A 16,713-nucleotide genomic window follows, 5' to 3' on the forward strand; every position below is an offset into this window, starting at 1 on the left:
GTCCATCCTTGGACCGCCGGTTCTCCGATGGGGATCCGATTCGTGACGCGAATCAGATCTCCACCTGAGCCCCCAGCTCGATCAGGCGGTTGCCGGGAATCTGGAAGTACGCCGTGGCGGGCAGCGCGTTGCGCGCCATGAAGGCGAACAGCTTGTCGCGCCACAGCGCCATGCCGGGGCGTCGCTTGTCGGCCACGATGTTCTCGCGCGACAGGAAGAAAGTAGTGTCCATCATGTCGAACGGCAGGCCCGAGCGTGCGCATTGCGACAGGGCCAGCGGTACGTTCGGGTCCTCGGCGAAGCCGAAGCGCAAGTCGATGCCATAGAACTCGTCGCCCAGCGCATGGATGTGGATGCGCTCCTCGGCATCGGCCACCGGCGCCTCCATCATCTCCACTGTCAGCAACACGTTGCGTTCGTGCAATACCTTGTTGTGCTTGAGGTTGTGCAGCAGCGCATGCGGCACGGCGTGCTGGTTCGCGGTGAGGAATACGGCCGTGCCCGGCACGCGCAGCGGCGGATGCTCGCGCATCGCCACGATGAACGGCGCCAGCGCCAAGCCGCCCTGCTTGATCTCACGCACCACCAGCTCGCGGCCACGACGCCAGGTGGTCATCCAGGTGAACACCGCCACGCCCAACACCAGCGGGAACCAGCCGCCGTATTCGACCTTGATCAGGTTCGCGCTGAAGAACGACAGGTCGATCACCAGGAACAGCCCGCCAGCCGCCACCACGGCCGGCAGCCTCCAGCCCCACTGCCGGCGCGCCACGATCAGGGCGAGGATGGTGGTGATCGTCATGGTGCCCGTCACCGCGATGCCGTAAGCCGCGCTCAGACTGTCGGAGCTGCGGAACCCAAGCACCGCAACCAGCACCATCACCAGCAGGAAGTTGTTGACCCAGGGCACGAAGATCTGGCCGGACATCTCGCGCGATGTATGCACCACGGGCATACGCATCGAGTAACCCAGCGACATCGCCTCGCGAGTCATCGAGAACGCGCCGGAAATCACCGACTGCGAGGCGATCACCGCCGCAACGGTGGCCAGCGCGATCATCGGGTACAGCAGCAAGGGCGGCGCCAGCTTGAAAAACGGGTTGTCGATCGCTTCCGGATGCAGCAGCAGCAGCGCACCCTGGCCGAAGTAGTTCAGCAGCAACGCCGGCAACACGAAGCCGAACCAGGCTACGCGGATCGGCTTCTTGCCGAAATGCCCCATGTCCGCGTACAGCGCCTCGGCTCCGGTCAGCGCCAGCACTACGCCACCCAGCGCGATGAAAGCCTTCAACCCGTGGCTCAGAAAAAATTTCACCGCATAGCCCGGATACACCGCGTACAGCACCTGCGGATGACGCACGATCATGTTCACGCCCAGCAGCGCGATCACCACGAACCAGACCATCATCACCGGCCCGAACATTCTGCCCACGCGCTCGGTGCCGTGCTTCTGCAGCAGGAACAGGAAGATCAGCACGACCACGGTGATCGGCACCACCCACTTGCCCAGGCCTGGTGCGATCACCTTCACGCCCTCCACCGCGCCCAGCGTGGTGATCGCCGGCGTGATCACGCCGTCGCCGTAGAACAGTGCCGCGCCGAAGATGCCGAGGATCACCAGCACCCAGCGCAGCTTCGGCTGTTCGCGCACGCAGCGCTGGGCCAGCGCCATCAAGGCCATGATGCCGCCCTCGCCCTTGTTGTCGGCGCGCATGATGAACACCACGTACTTCAGCGACACCACCAGGATCTGCGCCCAGAAGATCAGCGACAGCACGCCGTAGATGCTTTCGCTGGTGGGGTGCATTCCGTCGTGGCTCAACGTGGTCTGCAAGGTATAGAGCGGACTGGTGCCGATGTCGCCGTACACCACGCCCATGGCGCCGAGCGCCAGCGTGGCGAGGCGCCGCTTGGTTCCTGCGGCATCGCCGCTAACAGTAGGGTTCACTTGGTTCAGCTCCCCAGCGCGGCGCGCAGCGCCTTGCGGATGATGGTTTCGGCATCGTCGCCGTCGGCGGCAACCTTCTGCACCAGCCGCGTCACTTCGGCAGGCTTGTAACCCAACTGCTGCAGCGCCACCGTGGCCTCGCCGACCGCGTCGAGCGGTGCGCTGGCCGGCGAAGCGCCGGACAGGCTCACCGCCATGCCATCCAAGCGATCGCGCAGCTCCACGATGATGCGCTCGGCGGTCTTCTTGCCGATGCCGGGGATCTTGGTCAGCGCCACCACGTCGCCGGCCTGCACCAACCGCGCGAAGTCGCTGGTCGAGACGCCGGACAGCACCGCCAACGCGATCTTCGCGCCGATGCCCGAGACCTTCTGCAAATTGCGGAACAGCGCGCGTTCGGCGTCGGTGAGGAAGCCGTACAGCGACACGCTGTCTTCCTTCTGCGCGTAATGGGTGAGCAAGGTCACTTCCTTGCCCAGGCCCGGCAGGTCATAGACGGTGGACATCGGCGCTTCCAGCTCGTAGCCGACTCCGCCCACTTCCACCAGCAACCATGGCGGCTGCTTCGACACGAGGATGCCGCGCAGGCGACCGATCATCGGCGACGTCTCCATGCCGTGCGCGGGATGCCCACGCGTTGCAGGCTGGAACGGGTGTGCGCATGCGCCACCGCCACCGCCAGCGCATCGGCGGCGTCGGCCTGGATCGGCCCTTTCAGCCCGAGCAGGACGCCGATCATGTGCTGCACCTGGGCCTTGTCGCCGCGGCCGCTGCCGACCACGGCCTGCTTCACTTCCGTCGCTGCGTACTCGTGCACCGCGATCCCCTGGCTCACCACCGCGCAGATCGCGGCGCCTCTCGCCTGCCCCAGTTTCAGGGCAGAGTCGGCATTGCGCGCCATGAACACGCGCTCGATGCCGCACTCGTTCGGGCGATGGGCGGCGATGATGTCATTCAGTTCGTCAAAAATGCGTTTCAGGCGCAGCGGGAAACTCGCCTCGCCAGCCACCGCGAGTGCGCCGTGAAACACGTGCACCAGCTTGCCCTGCGCATCGACATCGACGATGCCCACGCCGGTGCGCTGGCTGCCCGGGTCGATGCCGATGATGCGGGTCATCAGGGTGATGGATGCGAAGGCGCGCGAGTACTTACTCGCCGGACTCGGCGGGCAACAGGGCGTTGTGGCAGACCTCGCTCACGTCGTCCAGCGCGTCGAGCTTCTCCAGCAGCGTGTGCAGCGCCTCCAGCGCTTCGCCGCTCACCGCAGTGCGGTTGTTGGGGCGCATGCTCACGCCGGCGTGCTCGGACTCCAGGCCAGCCGCGGCCAGCGCCTGCTGCACCGTTTCGAAGTTTTCCGGTGCGCAGAGCACCGTGCTTTCGCCGTTCTCGTTCACCACGTCGTCGGCACCGGCGTCCAGGGCCGCTTCCAGCACCTTCTCCTCCTTCGCCGCATCGCCGCCGGTGACGAATACCAGCTCGCCGCAGCGGGTGAACTGGAAGGCCACCGAGCCGGAGGTGCCGAGGTTGCCGCCATACTTGGTCAGCGCGTGGCGCACGTCGGCCACGGTACGCACCGGGTTGTCGGTGAAGCAATCGACGATCAGCGCGATGCCGCCGGGGCCGTAGCCCTCGTAGCGCATTTCCTCGCCGGCGCCGTCGGCGCCCGAGCCGCGCTTGATCGCGCGCTCGATGGTGTCCTTGGGCATGTTGGCCGCCAGCGCCTTGTCCACTGCCGCACGCAGACGCGGATTGCTCGCCGGATCGGCCACGCCGGCGCGCGTGGCGACGGTGATCTCGCGAATCAGCTTGGTGAACACCTTGGCGCGCTTGGCGTCTTCGGCGTTCTTGCGGCCTTCGATGGACGGACCTCTACCCATGGCGGTTCCCGGACGTGCTCAAGAGAGACAAGCGGACGATTTTACCGCAATACGGGCGGATCGCCGCCAGTGCGCCGGAATCAGGCCTGGGGGGCGTCAAAACGGCCATGCCGCAGGAAGGCGTCCACCTGCCGCGCCACTTCCTGCGAGAACAGCAGGCCGGTGTGGTTGGCCTCGACCACGCGATGGTCGGCCAGACCGGGCAGGCGCGTTTCCTCCACCGCCACGGTGCCATCGTGCTCGCCGTCCAGCTGGCCCAGCATCGCGCCGAGCCCCAGCGGCAGGCGGCCGGCAATCAAGCCGACTTCGCGCGGACCATTCCAGCGTTCGAAGCCCTGCTCCAACAAGTCGCGGTTGTGCCCCAGCAGCACCTCGCCACCACGCCCCCACGCTGCGAAGGCGCGCGCCGCCGCGCTGCCCATGAGCGGCGAACCGAGGCAGACGACGCGACCCGACGGCAACGCCGTGGCATCGAGGCAGGCACGCAAGGCCAGCAGGCCACCCAGGCTGTGCCCCACCAGATGCACCGTATCGGGAGCATAGTCGGCCATCCGCGCCTGCAGCCGCGCGAGGATGCGTTCCTGCGACGAAGCCACGCTCAGGTAGTCGAAGCGATGCACGCGATAGCCGTCGGCGATCAGCCGGCGATGCAGCATGCCCAGCGCGAAGCCGCGCATCCACAGGCCGTGCAACAGGATCACGTGTTGGGTCATCAGTTCCGCGCTTCGCCGTTGCTCGCTCTCCCCGTCGGGGAGAGGACTGAGATGAGGAGCCCAATCTTGCTCAACGCAAGCTTCCCCTCATCCAGCCATTCTGGCCACCTCATCCCCGCAGGAGGAAAGGGGAATGGTAGGTCAGGCCTTCTCGACCGCCACCGCCACGCTGAGCTCCTTCAGCTGCGCCTCGCTCACCACCGACGGCGCGTCGGTCATCAGGCATTGCGCGCTGGTGGTCTTGGGGAAGGCGATCACGTCGCGGATCGATTCGGTGCCGGCCATCAGCGCCGCGATGCGGTCGATGCCGAAGGCCAGGCCGCCATGCGGCGGCGCGCCGAACTTCAGCGCCTTGAGCAGGAAGCCGAACTTCATCTCGGCTTCGTCCGCGCCTATGCCGAGCAGCTCGAACACCGCGCTCTGCATCTCGGGGCGATGTATGCGGATCGAGCCGCCGCCGATCTCGTTGCCGTTGAGCACCATGTCGTAGCCGCGGCTCACCGCGGTGGCGGCGTGGCTCTTGAGATCAGCGATGTCGTCGATCTTCGGCGCGGTGAACGGGTGATGCAGGGCCACGTAGCGCTGCTCGTCCTCGTCGTACTCGAACATCGGAAAGTCGGTCACCCACAGCGGGCGCCAGCCCTCGTCGACCAGGCCGCGATCCTTGCCCACCTTGAGGCGCAACGCACCCATGAAGTCGGTGACGGCCTTCCACTTGCCCGCGCCCACGAACACGATGTCACCGGACTCGGCGCCCGTGGCCTTGAGCACAGCATCCAGCGCTGCGTCGTCGAGAAACTTCGCCACCGGCGAGTTCACGCCTTCGCGGCCCTTGGCCAAGTCGTCCACCTTGAGCCATGCCAGGCCTTTGGCTCCGTATTTGGCGACGTATTCGGCAAGGCCGTCGATCTCCTTGCGCGACAGCGCCGCACCGCCCGGCACGCGCAGCGCGGCCACGCGGCCGGCCGCGTCGTTGGCGGGCTCGGCGAACACCTTGAACTCGATGTGCTTCAGCGCCTCGGCCACGTCCACCAGTTCCAGCGCGATGCGCAGGTCGGGCTTGTCGGAACCGAAGCGGCGCATCGCCTCCGCCCACGTCATGCGCGGGAAGCTCGCGTCCAGCTCGACGCCCTGCACTTCCTTGAACACATGGCGGATCAGTTCCTCCACGAAATCCTGCACGTCCTTTTCCTCGACGAAGGCGAACTCCAGATCGAGCTGGGTGAATTCCGGCTGGCGATCGGCGCGCAGGTCCTCGTCGCGGAAACAGCGAGCGATCTGGTAGTAGCGGTCGAAGCCCGCCATCATCAGGATCTGCTTGAACAGCTGCGGCGACTGCGGCAGCGCATAGAACTGGCCCGGATGCACGCGGCTGGGCACCAGGTAGTCGCGCGCGCCTTCCGGGGTGGCCTTGGTGAGGATGGGCGTCTCGATGTCCTGGAAGCCGCGCGCGTCGAGATAGCGACGCAGCGCCTGCACCAGCTTGATGCGCTTGCGCATCATCGCCTGCATCTCGGGACGGCGCAGGTCGAGGTAGCGGTAGGTCATCCGCAGGTCTTCGTTGGGGTTCTCGTGCAGCGCGAACGGCAGGTCCTTCGCGGCGTTGAGCACCTCTACCGTATCGGCCAGCACTTCCACCGTGCCGGTACGCAGCTTGTCGTTCACCGACAGGCGTTTGCGCAGCGTGCCGGTGACGCGCACGCAGTACTCGTTGCCCAGCTCGCCGGCGACGGCGAACGCGTCGGCGTTCTCGCGCTCCACCACCACCTGCGCCAGACCCTCGTGGTCGCGCAGATCGACGAAAGCCACATGGGCCTGCAGGCGGATCTTGTTGACCCAGCCGCACAAGGTGACGGTCTGGCCGAGCAGCGACTCGTCGATGAGGCCGCAGTAATGCGTGCGCATGCGCTTGGAACTCCGGGCCGCAGCCCTTGGGGAACAGGAAGAAAGACCCGGAATTCTAGCATCCCGCTACCGAAGGCCGGCAGCGGCCAGTCCGCGCGGTTACCAGCGCGGCCGCACGTCCCGCGCATCGCGGAACTGGCCGCGACAGCCGCCCTTCACCCACACGCTGTAGGGGTCGCTGCCCCAGGTGCGCCCCTCGATGCAGCCCGCGTCGGACATCTGCCTCGACAGTACCGAGTAGCGCCAGGGCACCTGGCAACGGTTGCCGCGGTTGTCGTTGCTGGCGCAATAGACTTCCTGGCCAGGGCCAGGCCCGTAACCGGGGCGACCATAGGCACGCGCATCGCCGAAGTTGCCGCGACAACCGCCCTTGATCCACACGCTGTACGGGTCGCGCCCCCAGGTCTGCCCTTCGACGCACGGCGCCTTGGACAACTGCTGCACCAGCACCGAATCGCGCCAGGGCATCTGGCAACGCGTGCCGCGAGTGTCATTGCTGGCGCAATAGACGGGCCGAGGTCCGCCGTCGCCACCATATCGCTGCGCCTCTGCATCGTCCGCCATGAAACTCGCGGACATCAGCGCTACCGCCATGGCCGATGCGATCCTGAGTGCGTTGTGCATGCTTAGTCTCCGTTGGCAATGACGGCCTCGGAAAGGCCGGAACGGCATACCTCGCGCCGCTTCCGCACAGGCTAATCGCCGGACGAGGAACTTGGCGCAGGGGCGGCAGGGGCCGGTGCTGCCGCTGGGGTGGCGGCGGCTGGCGGGGCAGCGGCGCCATCGCCGGCGAGGTTGCGCTTCTTGTCGCCGTCCTTCTTGAAGTCGGTCTCGTACCAACCGCCGCCGGACAGGCGGAACGAGGGTGCGCTCACGCGACGATGCACCTTGGGCGCACCGCACTGGGGGCAGTCGGCGGGATCGGCATCGGACAGTTTCTGCAGGCGGTCGAAACGGTGACCGCACTGGCTGCATTCGAATTCGTAGATGGGCATGATTACTCCGTGGCTGCCTGATCGGGCAAGCGACCCGGCAGCATCCCATTATTCGGTGCCGGGCTCCGCTTTTCAATGCGACGGATGGCGCATGGACAGCAGACCTGGTCACCCAGCAGGCTGCAGGGAGGAAAATGTGGAGAATCGTACCATCTCCAGAAAGGCGACTTGTTTCATTTGGACGTCTATACGGCTGTTGACGCATGACAGCCGCAACGTTAGCCTGCAGTTGCTGCAATGCATCAATCACTCCGGGGAGACACCATGAACAAGAACAACTCGAATCGCATCCTGCTTCCCAGCGCGCTGGCCGCCGCCGTGCTGCTCGCGCTCGTCGGCACACCGGCCGCCGCCCAGGACAACAACAACACCAGTACCACGGCCGCCAATGCCAAGAAGCTGGAGACGGTGATCGTCACCGGCACGCGTTCCGCGAACCGCACCGAAAGCAGTGCGCTGACGCCGATCGACGTCGTGTCCGCGCAAGTGCTGCAGCAGACCGGCACCACCGACTTGCCCACTGCCCTGGCGCGCATCATCCCTTCGCTGAATTTCCCGCGGCCGTCCGCCGCCGACACCGCGGACACCCAGCGCCCGGCACAGCTGCGTGGCCTGTCGCCCGACCAGGTGCTGGTGCTGGTGAACGGCAAACGCTGGCATCCCGGTGCCATGCTGCTCAACAACGGCGTGATCGGCCGCGGCTCGCAGCCGGTGGATCTCAACACCATTCCGGTCTCGGCCATCGACCACATCGAAGTGCTGCGCGACGGCGCTTCCGCGCAATACGGCTCCGACGCCATTGCCGGCGTGATCAACATCATCCTCAAGAAAGGCGCCCAGGGCGGCGACGTGGAAGTGAGCGGCGGCCAGTACTCGGCCGGCGACGGCCGGCAGTGGCTGGGCTCGGCCAACTTCGGCATTCCGCTCGGCGACGACAAGGGCTGGATGCGCTTCACCGTGGAAAGCGGCAACGAAGACAACACCAACCGCGCCGGCCCCGACGATCGCTCGCCGGCATGGGAGGCGCTGGGCGTGAACTACCGCCAGGGCGACCCCTGGGTGCACAGCAACAACGTGATGGTCAACATGCAGTACGACGTCACGCCGGATGTGCAGCTCTACGCCTTCGGCCACTACGGCAACCGCGATAGCATCTCGCCGGCGTTCTTCCGCTACGGCCTGAACTCGCCCTCGCCGAAGAGCCCGCTGATGGCGGCGTACTACCCCGACGGCTTCCTGCCGCTGGAGAACTCCAATTCCTTCGACCAGTCGTTCGTGGCCGGCCTGCGCGGCACGGTGGACGGCTGGCGCTGGGACGTCTCGGCCAACGAGGGCGCCAACCGCGTCTCGTACGAGACGCAGGACACCATGAATTTCGCCTACTACCACGACTTCGGCTATTCGCCCACGGTATTCCGCGACGGCATCCTCACGGCCGGGCAGCAGTCGTTCGACATCGACATCGCCAAGGATCTCAACGTCAGCTGGCTGCCGAATGCGCTGACCATGGCATTCGGCACCGAGTACCGGCGCCAGACCTACCAGATCGCGCCGGGCGACCTGGCTTCGTACTACGTGGGCACCTCGGGCGTCTCCGGCGGCGCGCAGGGCTTCGCCGGCTGGCAGCCGGCCAACGCGGTGGACGCCGCCCGCCACGACGTGGCCGAGTACCTCGATTTCGAAACCAACCTCACCGACAAGCTCGGTGCCTCGCTGGCGGTGCGCCATGAGGACTACTCCGACTTCGGCAACACGACTTCGGGTTCGATCTCGCTGCGCTACGACTTCACCGACAGCTTCGCCCTGCGCGGCACCGCAGGCACGGGCTTCCGCGCGCCTTCGCTGGGCCAGGAGTACTTCTCGCAGATCTCCTCGCTGTACTACGCCGCAGGCAACGCGGCAGGCCTGACGCCCGGCATCTACAACAGCGGCCTGGTGCCGGCGACCAGCCAGATCGCCCAGTTGCTCGGCGCCCAGGCACTGAAGCCGGAGAAGTCGCGCAACTACACCTTCGGCGCGGTGTGGAATCCCACTGACACGCTGAACCTCAGCATGGACGTGTACCAGATCTACATCGACAACCGCATCGCGCTGTCCGGCGCCATCTCCACCACGTCGCCCACCGTCGTCAATTACCTCGCGGCTAACGGCGTCACCAATCTCGACTACAGCAGCGTCGACTACTTCACCAACGCCGGCGACACACGCACCCGCGGCGTGGATTTCGTGGGCACCTGGGTGAAGGATCTCGGCAACATCGGCACGTTCACCACCACGCTGAGCGCGAACTACAACCAGAACGTGGTGACCAGCGTCAAACCCAACCCAACGGTGCTCAGCAACCTCGGCGTCAACTTCGTGCGCCTCAACCGCCAGGACATCGAAGGCTACCTCGCCAACTCCACGCCGCGCAGCAAGCTGATCCTCGGCGAGCAGTACGGCATCGGCAACTGGAGCTTCAACGGCACGTTGACCCGCTACGGCCGCTACACCAGCTACGTGAGCAACATCGCCAGCTACAACCCAACGACGGGCGTGGTGGACCAGACCTTCACTCCGAAGTGGGTACTGGACCTGTCCGGCAGCTATCGCTGGCAGAGCTGGACCTTCACCCTGGGTGTGGACGACGCCACCGACACCTATCCGGACAAGAACATCGCCAGCCAGAGCAACAACGGCACCCTGCCCTATTCGACGTTCTCGCCGTTCGGCTACAACGGTGCTTACGTGTACGGCAAGGTGCGCTACAGCTGGTAACGACTCACCCCAAACGGCGCGGCTTCGGCTGCGCCGTTTTTTTGCGGCCGCCGTCCTTGCCCCTTCGAACCATCGCCTCCGCGCCCTCGAAACCGCTCCCGGCGATATTCCGCGCCATCCATAAGGTTCGCCACATGACCAAGTCAGCTCCCCTATGGGGCCTCGCCGCCGCGCTGGCGGCTGTCCCCGTGGCACAAGCCGCATCGCAGCAGGCGCCGATTCCCCAGCAGGCACTCGACGCCACCGCGCATGGCACCACGATGGCGGAGCTCGCCAACGCCAGGCCAGTGACGGCGGTGCACGGCATGGTGGTCTCCGACCAGCACCTTGCCTCGGACGTTGGCGTGGAAATCCTCAAGGAAGGCGGCAATGCCGTGGACGCTGCGGTGGCGGTCGGCTTCGCGCAGGCGGTGGTGAACCCCTGCTGCGGCAACATCGGCGGCGGCGGCTTCATGCTGGTGCATCTGGCCAACGGCCAGAACGTGTTCCTCGATTTCCGCGAAAAGGCCCCGCTGAAGGCCACACCCACCATGTTCCAGGATGCCAAGGGCAACGTGATCCATGGCAAGAGCACCAGCACCTATCTCGGCGTAGGCGTACCCGGCACGGTGATGGGCCTCGATACCGCCTTGAAGAAATACGGAACGATGTCGCTAGGTCAGGTGATCGCGCCGGCGATCAAGCTGGCCAACGATGGCTTCGAGCTGGACCAGGGTGACGTGAACGTCCTCAATCAGCGCGTGAAGGATTTCGCCAAGCACCCCAACGTTGCGGCGATCTTCCTCAACCAGGGCAAGCCTTACGTACCGGGCGACCGCCTGCGCCAGCCGCAGCTGGCGAAAACGCTGGAACTGATCTCGAAGGACGGCACCGGCGCCTTCTACCGGGGCCCCATCGCGCAGGACGTCGTCGCCGGCAGCGACGCCAATGGCGGCCTCTTGTCGCTGCAGGACTTCGCCGACTACACGGTGCAATGGGAAACCCCGATCACCTGCACGTACCACGGCTATACCTATGTCGCCGCGCCACCACCGAGTTCCGGCGGTGTATCGATCTGCCAGATCCTGCAGATACTGGAACCGTATCCGCTGGCCAAATGGGGCTACGGCTCGGTGAACGGCGCACATGCCATCATCGAAGCCGAACGACGCGCCTACGCCGATCGCAACACCTACCTCGGCGATCCTGCCTTCGTGCACAACCCCATAGCGAAGTTGCTTGCGCCCGACCACGTGGCCGCCCTGCGCGACACCATCCTGCCCGGCAAGGCAACGCCGTCCTCCGAGGTCAAGGGCAGCCTGGGGCCGGAGGAAGGCACCAACACCACCCACTACTCCGTCGTGGACAGCCACGGCAATGCGGTAGCCGTGACATACACGATCAACTACCTGTTCGGTAACGGCCAGATCGCCGGCGACACCGGCTTCTTCCTCAACAACGAGATGGACGACTTCACCTCCAAGCCGGGCGTGCCCAACTCCTTTGGCCTGGTGCAGGACAAAGCCAACCGGATCGAACCCGGCAAGCGCCCGCTCAGCTCCATGTCGCCCAGCATCGTGCTGCGTGGCCCGGAAAAGAAGCTCTACATGGTGACCGGCAGCCCCGGCGGCTCCACCATCATCACCACCGTGCTGCAGAGCTTCCTCAACGTGGCCGAGTTCGGCATGAACATCAAGCAGGCGGTGGACGCGCCGCGCATGCACATGCAATGGCTGCCGGACACGGTGATGATCGAGCCCGGCCTGTTCGCGCCCGAAGCGCAGAAGCAGCTCGAGGCGATGGGCTACAAGTTCAGGCAAGTGCAGTCGTGGGGTGCCGACGAGGCCATCCTGGTCGACCCGAAGACCGGTGCACTCGAGGGTGCCAACGATCGCCGTCGACCTGCCGGGCTGGCCGCCGGCTATTGACGGAAATCGCAGACGAAACGGCCGGCCCGATGGTTTCGGGTCGGCCGTTTCGTTTCATGAAGGCAATGCGACGATCGATCGCCGGCACGCTCAACCCTTGCGGAACACCAGGTGGCCGCCGGCCACGTCCACCGCAATGATGCTGCCTGGCGCGTAACGGCCTTCGAGGATCTCCCTGGCCAGCGGGTTCTCCAGTTGCTGCTGGATCGCACGCTTCAGCGGTCGTGCGCCGTATACCGGGTCGAAACCCACGTTGCCGAGCAGATCCAGTGCTTTCTCGCTGATCTCGAATTTCAGCTGGCGTTCGGCGAGACGCTTCTCCAACGCGGTCAGCTGGATCAGCGCGATGCGGCGGATCTGTTTTTTCTCCAGCGGGCGGAACACCACCAGTTCGTCGAGGCGGTTGATGAACTCGGGGCGGAAGTGCGCCTGCACCACGCCTAGCACCGCGGCCTTCATCTGCACGTAATCCGCTTCCGAATCGCCGGCCTGCTCCTGGATCAGCTGCGATCCAAGGTTGGAGGTCATCACGATCACGGTGTTGCGGAAATCCACCGTGCGACCCTGGCCGTCGGTGAGGCGGCCGTCGTCCAGCACCTGCAGCAGGATGTTGAACACGTCCGGATGCGCCTTCTCCACCTCGTCGAGCAGGATCACGCTGTACGGACGGCGGCGCACGGCCTCGGTGAGATAGCCGCCCTCTTCATAGCCCACGTAGCCCGGGGGCGCGCCGATCAGGCGACTCACGGAATGCTTTTCCATGAATTCGCTCATGTCGATGCGCACCATCGCGTCCTGGGTGTCGAACAGGAACTCGGCCAGCGCCTTGCACAGCTCGGTCTTACCCACGCCGGTGGGCCCGAGGAACAGGAAGGAACCGCTGGGCCGGTTGGGATCGGACAGTCCGGCACGTGCGCGACGCACGGCATCGGACACCGCGCGTACCGCCTCGTCCTGACCCACCACGCGCCGGTGCAGGTCGTCCTCCATGTGCAGCAGTTTTTCGCGCTCGCCTTCCAGCATCTTCGCCACCGGGATGCCGGTCCAGCGCGCCACGACCTCGGCGATCTCTTCGGCGGTGACCTTGTCCTTGACCAGGGTGAATTCCTGCGTCTCGGCAGCCTGCGCGACGGCGAGCTGCTTCTCCAGCTCCGGCAGCCTGCCGTACTGGATCTCGCTCATCTTGGCGTAGTCCTGCCGGCGCTGAGCCGCTTCCAGTTCCGTGCGCGCCTGCTCGATCTGTTCCTTGATCTTGGTCGCGCCCTGCAGCGCGGCTTTCTCGGATTTCCACACCTCGTTGAGGTCCGAGAACTCGCGTTCGAGCTTGGCGATGTCGGCGTCCAGGTCGGCGAGGCGTTGCTTCGACTCGACGTCCTTTTCCTTCTTCAGCATCTCGCGCTGGATCTTCAGCTGGATCAACCGGCGCTCGAGACGATCCAGCTCCTCCGGCTTGGAGTCGATCTCCATGCGGATGCGCGAGGCCGCCTCGTCCATCAGGTCGATGGCCTTGTCGGGAAGCTGGCGGTCAGGGATGTAGCGGTTGCTGAGCGTGGCGGCGGCGACGATGGCCGGGTCGGTGATCTCCACGCCGTGGTGCACGGCATAGCGCTCCTTGAGGCCTCGCAGGATCGCGATGGTGTCTTCCACCGAGGGCTCGCCCACGAACACCTTCTGAAAGCGGCGCTCGAGGGCCGCATCCTTCTCGATGTACTTGCGATATTCATCCAGCGTGGTGGCGCCGATGCAATGCAGTTCGCCACGCGCGAGCGCGGGCTTGAGCATGTTGCCCGCATCCATCGCACCTTCGCCCTTGCCGGCGCCGACCATGGTGTGCAGTTCGTCGATGAACAGGATGATCTGGCCTTCGTTCTTGGCGAGGTCGTTGAGTACCGCCTTGAGGCGCTCCTCGAATTCGCCGCGGAACTTCGCGCCAGCGATCAGCGCGCCCATGTCCAGCGCGAGCACGCGGCGATCGCGCAGGCCTTCCGGCACCTCGCCTTTCACGATGCGCTGGGCGAGGCCTTCCACGATGGCGGTCTTGCCCACGCCGGGCTCGCCGATCAGCACCGGATTGTTCTTGGTGCGCCGCTGCAGCACCTGGATGGTGCGGCGGATCTCCTCGTCGCGGCCGATCACCGGATCGAGCTTGCCGGACTCGGCGCGCTCGGTGAGGTCGATACAGTACTTCTGCAGCGCCTGGCGCTGGTCCTCGGCGTTCTCGCTCTGCACCTTCTCGCCGCCACGCACCTGCTCGATGGCGGCCTCGAGGTTCGCCTTGGTCGCACCTGCCGCCTTCAGTGCCGAGCCCAGCTCGCCCTTGTCCTCCAGCGCCGCCAGCACGAACAACTCGCTGGCAATGAACTGGTCGCCGCGCTGCTGCGCCAGCTTGTCGGTGAGGTTGAGCAGGCGTGACAGGTCGTTGCCCACATTGATGCTGCCCTCCTGCCCGCTGACCCTGGGCAGGCGGTCGAGCAGCTCGTTCACGCGCTGGCGCAGCGCCGGCACGTTGACGCCCGCATGCGTGAGCAGCGGCGCGGTCGAGCCGCCTTGCTGGTTCAACAGCGCCGCCATCACGTGCGCGGATTCCAGCATGTTGTTGTCGCGCCCCACGGCCAGCGACTGTGCGTCGGCCAGCGCCTGCTGGAAACGCGAGGTGAGTTTGTCCATCCGCATCGGTTGATCCCCACGAAAGGTTTGGCGGACTGGCCGCCACTGCCCGCTGAGATGCGGGTGGCCGCCAGCGATTCAAGCAGCCGGCATGCGGGGAAAACGTCAAGGTTTCAGCGGACGGAGGGGATCCGCCCGGACGCCAGACGTGCAACGTTCAATTGGGACGATGGCGCCATGCGGGTACGGACATTCAGCCTTCGGCCAGCCAGATCAGGCTGGCGAAACGCCCACTGCGCGAGCCTTCGCGGCGGTACGAATAGAACCGCACGTCCTGGAACGTGTCGAAACCGCCGCCATGCACACGTGCGACGCCGGCTGCGGTCAGTCGCTGCCGTGCCAACGCGGCAAGGTCGCAATGCCAGTGACCCGGTCGCGTGGACGTGAAGCAGGTCGCCGCGCCGGGCGCACGATCGACGAAGGCGGCGCGCACCTCCTCGCCCACTTCGTAGGAAGCCCCGGCTATGCACGGCCCCAGCCATGCCATCAGCCGCGCCGGCGACGCCTGCATCTGTTCGATGGTGGCTTCCAGCACCCCGGCAGCAAGGCCACGCCAGCCTGCATGAGCCGCGCCGATGGCGCTGCCATCGTCGGTGCAGAACAACACCGGCAGGCAGTCGGCGGTAAGGATGGCGAGCGCGGTGCCGGGAATGCGCGACACGGCGGCGTCGGCCTGCGGCTCGTGTCCGCCGGGCAGCGGACCCAGCTCAGCCACGGTGGTGCCATGCACCTGATGCAGCCAGCGCGGAGCGCTCGGCAAGCCCAGTGCCTGCCGCAACACGTCGCGGTTGCTGCCGACCACCTCGGTGGACTCGCCGCTGCGCATGCCGAGGTTGAAACGACCGAACGGCGGCGCCGAAACACCCGGGCCTTCGCGCGTACTCACGACCGCGTGCACGTGCACGGGAGCAGGCCAATCGGGGAAGAGCCAGGGGTCGATCATGCAATCAGTCGTCGTGGCCGTGGGCGGCAAGGTCGTCACGCAAGGCCGCAATCAGGACATTCATGTCGTCAGGGCGTGGCGCGGCAAAAGACAGCGCCTCCCCCGTCGCCGGATGTTCGAACGCGAGCCGCTCGGCGTGCAGGGCCTGCCGGCGGAAGCCGCGCAACGCAGTGACCAGCTCCGGCATGGCGCGCTTCGGCAGCTTGAGACCACCACCGTAAAGCGGGTCCCCCACCAGCGGATGGCCGATATGCGTGAGATGGACGCGGATCTGGTGGGTGCGGCCGGTTTCCAGGTTGCACTGGAGCAGGCTGTGCGCGCGAAAGCGTTCGCGCAGGCGGTAGTGGGTCACGGCATGCTTGCCGGTTTCGTCCTCGCGCACGGCCTGCCGCAGGCGGTCGCCCATGCTGCGGCCGATGGGCGCGTCCACGGTGCCGCCGGACACCATGCTTCCTAGCACCACGGCTTCGTACTGTCGTTGCACGTCGTGATTGGACAGCCTTTCCACCAGCGCAGTCATGGTGGGCAGCGTCTTCGCCACCACCATCAGGCCACTGGTGTCCTTGTCCAGCCGGTGCACGATGCCCGCGCGCGGCAACTCGGCCAGCTTCGGGTCGTGGTGCAGCAAAGCGTTGAGCAGAGTGCCGGAGGCGTTGCCGGCACCGGGGTGCACTACCAGGCCGGCGGCCTTGTCGAGCACCAGCAGGTGTTCGTCCTCGTGCACGATGGTCAGGGCGATGTCTTCCGGCGCGCTCTCCACCTCGGTTTCCAGCTCGGCTTCCAGCTGTACCAGTTCGCCGCCCTTCAGCAGCAGGCGGGGCGGCGCCATCGCGCCGTCCAGGGTGGCCGCACCGGACTTGATCCAGCCAGTGAGGCGCGAACGCGAGTAGTCAGGGAACAACTCGGCCAACACCTGGTCGAACCTGCGTCCGGCCAATGCCAGCGGCACCCTAGCCTCGTGGCTTATCACGGTCATGCAACAGCCCTCGTGTAGCGGACCG

The 16,713-nt window shown here is 66.0% G+C and carries 13 protein-coding genes; 2 read left to right on the forward strand and 11 right to left on the reverse strand.

All coding sequences use genetic code 11. From position 1 onward, the window contains the following. Window positions 1-52 precede the first annotated feature (52 nt). From ISP25_RS10055 to ISP25_RS10090, 8 genes are all read right to left on the reverse strand, one after another. Window positions 53-1,948 carry a potassium transporter Kup gene (locus ISP25_RS10055; protein ID WP_404613592.1) on the reverse strand — a complete coding sequence of 632 codons (1,896 nt, stop codon included), beginning with the start codon at window positions 1,946-1,948 and terminating at the stop codon, window positions 53-55. A 5-nt stretch (window positions 1,949-1,953) separates the two neighbouring features. After that, window positions 1,954-2,547: a Holliday junction branch migration protein RuvA gene (ruvA, locus tag ISP25_RS10060; protein ID WP_192153785.1), complete on the reverse strand. Its 594-nt coding sequence runs from the start codon at window positions 2,545-2,547 to the stop codon at window positions 1,954-1,956. After that, window positions 2,544-3,065: a crossover junction endodeoxyribonuclease RuvC gene (gene ruvC, locus ISP25_RS10065; protein ID WP_404613594.1), complete on the reverse strand. Its 522-nt coding sequence runs from the start codon at window positions 3,063-3,065 to the stop codon at window positions 2,544-2,546. Before ruvC ends, ruvA begins: the two co-directional genes overlap by 4 nt. 31 nt (window positions 3,066-3,096) lie before the next feature. Then, a complete protein-coding gene (locus ISP25_RS10070) occupies window positions 3,097-3,825 on the reverse strand; it encodes a YebC/PmpR family DNA-binding transcriptional regulator (protein ID WP_404613596.1) in 729 nt (242 codons plus the stop codon). Between the two features lie 80 nt (window positions 3,826-3,905). Next, window positions 3,906-4,538, reverse strand: coding sequence for an alpha/beta fold hydrolase (locus ISP25_RS10075; protein ID WP_192153779.1), 633 nt, complete (start codon window positions 4,536-4,538; stop codon window positions 3,906-3,908). A gap of 141 nt (window positions 4,539-4,679) precedes the next feature. Continuing rightward, window positions 4,680-6,443, reverse strand: a complete 1,764-nt coding sequence (gene aspS, locus ISP25_RS10080; protein WP_404613598.1) for an aspartate--tRNA ligase — start codon at window positions 6,441-6,443, stop codon at window positions 4,680-4,682. Window positions 6,444-6,542: 99 nt separating this feature from the next. Continuing rightward, window positions 6,543-7,067, reverse strand: a complete 525-nt coding sequence (locus ISP25_RS10085; RefSeq protein WP_404613600.1) for a DUF3011 domain-containing protein — start codon at window positions 7,065-7,067, stop codon at window positions 6,543-6,545. A 71-nt stretch (window positions 7,068-7,138) separates the two neighbouring features. Continuing rightward, entirely contained in the window at window positions 7,139-7,438 is a 300-nt protein-coding gene (locus ISP25_RS10090) for an FmdB family zinc ribbon protein (protein WP_192153773.1), read from the reverse strand. A gap of 264 nt (window positions 7,439-7,702) precedes the next feature. Here ISP25_RS10090 and ISP25_RS10095 point away from each other — a divergent pair, with 264 nt between their 5' ends. Both ISP25_RS10095 and ggt read left to right on the forward strand, forming a co-directional pair. Further along, window positions 7,703-10,195: a TonB-dependent receptor plug domain-containing protein gene (locus tag ISP25_RS10095; RefSeq protein ID WP_404613602.1), complete on the forward strand. Its 2,493-nt coding sequence runs from the start codon at window positions 7,703-7,705 to the stop codon at window positions 10,193-10,195. Window positions 10,196-10,329: 134 nt separating this feature from the next. Next, window positions 10,330-12,102 (forward strand): gamma-glutamyltransferase, encoded by a 1,773-nt coding sequence (gene ggt / locus ISP25_RS10100; RefSeq protein ID WP_404613604.1) that lies wholly within the window; start codon window positions 10,330-10,332, stop codon window positions 12,100-12,102. A 90-nt stretch (window positions 12,103-12,192) separates the two neighbouring features. On the opposite strand, the gene clpB is transcribed toward ggt, so the two are convergent. The 3 genes from clpB to rluD form a co-directional block, all read right to left on the reverse strand. Beyond that, entirely contained in the window at window positions 12,193-14,775 is a 2,583-nt protein-coding gene (gene clpB, locus ISP25_RS10105; protein ID WP_404613606.1) for an ATP-dependent chaperone ClpB, read from the reverse strand. A 187-nt stretch (window positions 14,776-14,962) separates the two neighbouring features. Next, window positions 14,963-15,712 carry a peptidoglycan editing factor PgeF gene (gene pgeF, locus ISP25_RS10110; protein WP_404613608.1) on the reverse strand — a complete coding sequence of 250 codons (750 nt, stop codon included), beginning with the start codon at window positions 15,710-15,712 and terminating at the stop codon, window positions 14,963-14,965. A gap of 4 nt (window positions 15,713-15,716) precedes the next feature. Next, window positions 15,717-16,688, reverse strand: a complete 972-nt coding sequence (gene rluD / locus ISP25_RS10115) for a 23S rRNA pseudouridine(1911/1915/1917) synthase RluD (RefSeq protein WP_404613610.1) — start codon at window positions 16,686-16,688, stop codon at window positions 15,717-15,719. Between the last annotated feature and the right edge of the window lie 25 nt (window positions 16,689-16,713).

The organism is Rhodanobacter hydrolyticus, assembly GCF_044904645.1.

What these genes read in the sequence shown, in the direction of transcription:
- ruvA (WP_192153785.1), bottom strand. Translation starts at nt 2,547, where the DNA reads ATGATCGGTCGCCTGCGCGGCATCCTCGTGTCGAAGCAGCCGCCATGG.
- ruvC (WP_404613594.1), bottom strand. Translation starts at nt 3,065, where the DNA reads ATGACCCGCATCATCGGCATCGACCCGGGCAGCCAGCGCACCGGCGTG.
- ISP25_RS10070 (WP_404613596.1), bottom strand. Translation starts at nt 3,825, where the DNA reads ATGGGTAGAGGTCCGTCCATCGAAGGCCGCAAGAACGCCGAAGACGCC.
- ISP25_RS10075 (WP_192153779.1), bottom strand. Translation starts at nt 4,538, where the DNA reads ATGACCCAACACGTGATCCTGTTGCACGGCCTGTGGATGCGCGGCTTC.
- aspS (WP_404613598.1), bottom strand. Translation starts at nt 6,443, where the DNA reads ATGCGCACGCATTACTGCGGCCTCATCGACGAGTCGCTGCTCGGCCAG.
- ISP25_RS10085 (WP_404613600.1), bottom strand. Translation starts at nt 7,067, where the DNA reads ATGCACAACGCACTCAGGATCGCATCGGCCATGGCGGTAGCGCTGATG.
- ISP25_RS10090 (WP_192153773.1), bottom strand. Translation starts at nt 7,438, where the DNA reads ATGCCCATCTACGAATTCGAATGCAGCCAGTGCGGTCACCGTTTCGAC.
- ISP25_RS10095 (WP_404613602.1), top strand. Translation starts at nt 7,703, where the DNA reads ATGAACAAGAACAACTCGAATCGCATCCTGCTTCCCAGCGCGCTGGCC.
- ggt (WP_404613604.1), top strand. Translation starts at nt 10,330, where the DNA reads ATGACCAAGTCAGCTCCCCTATGGGGCCTCGCCGCCGCGCTGGCGGCT.
- clpB (WP_404613606.1), bottom strand. Translation starts at nt 14,775, where the DNA reads ATGCGGATGGACAAACTCACCTCGCGTTTCCAGCAGGCGCTGGCCGAC.
- pgeF (WP_404613608.1), bottom strand. Translation starts at nt 15,712, where the DNA reads ATGATCGACCCCTGGCTCTTCCCCGATTGGCCTGCTCCCGTGCACGTG.
- rluD (WP_404613610.1), bottom strand. Translation starts at nt 16,688, where the DNA reads ATGACCGTGATAAGCCACGAGGCTAGGGTGCCGCTGGCATTGGCCGGA.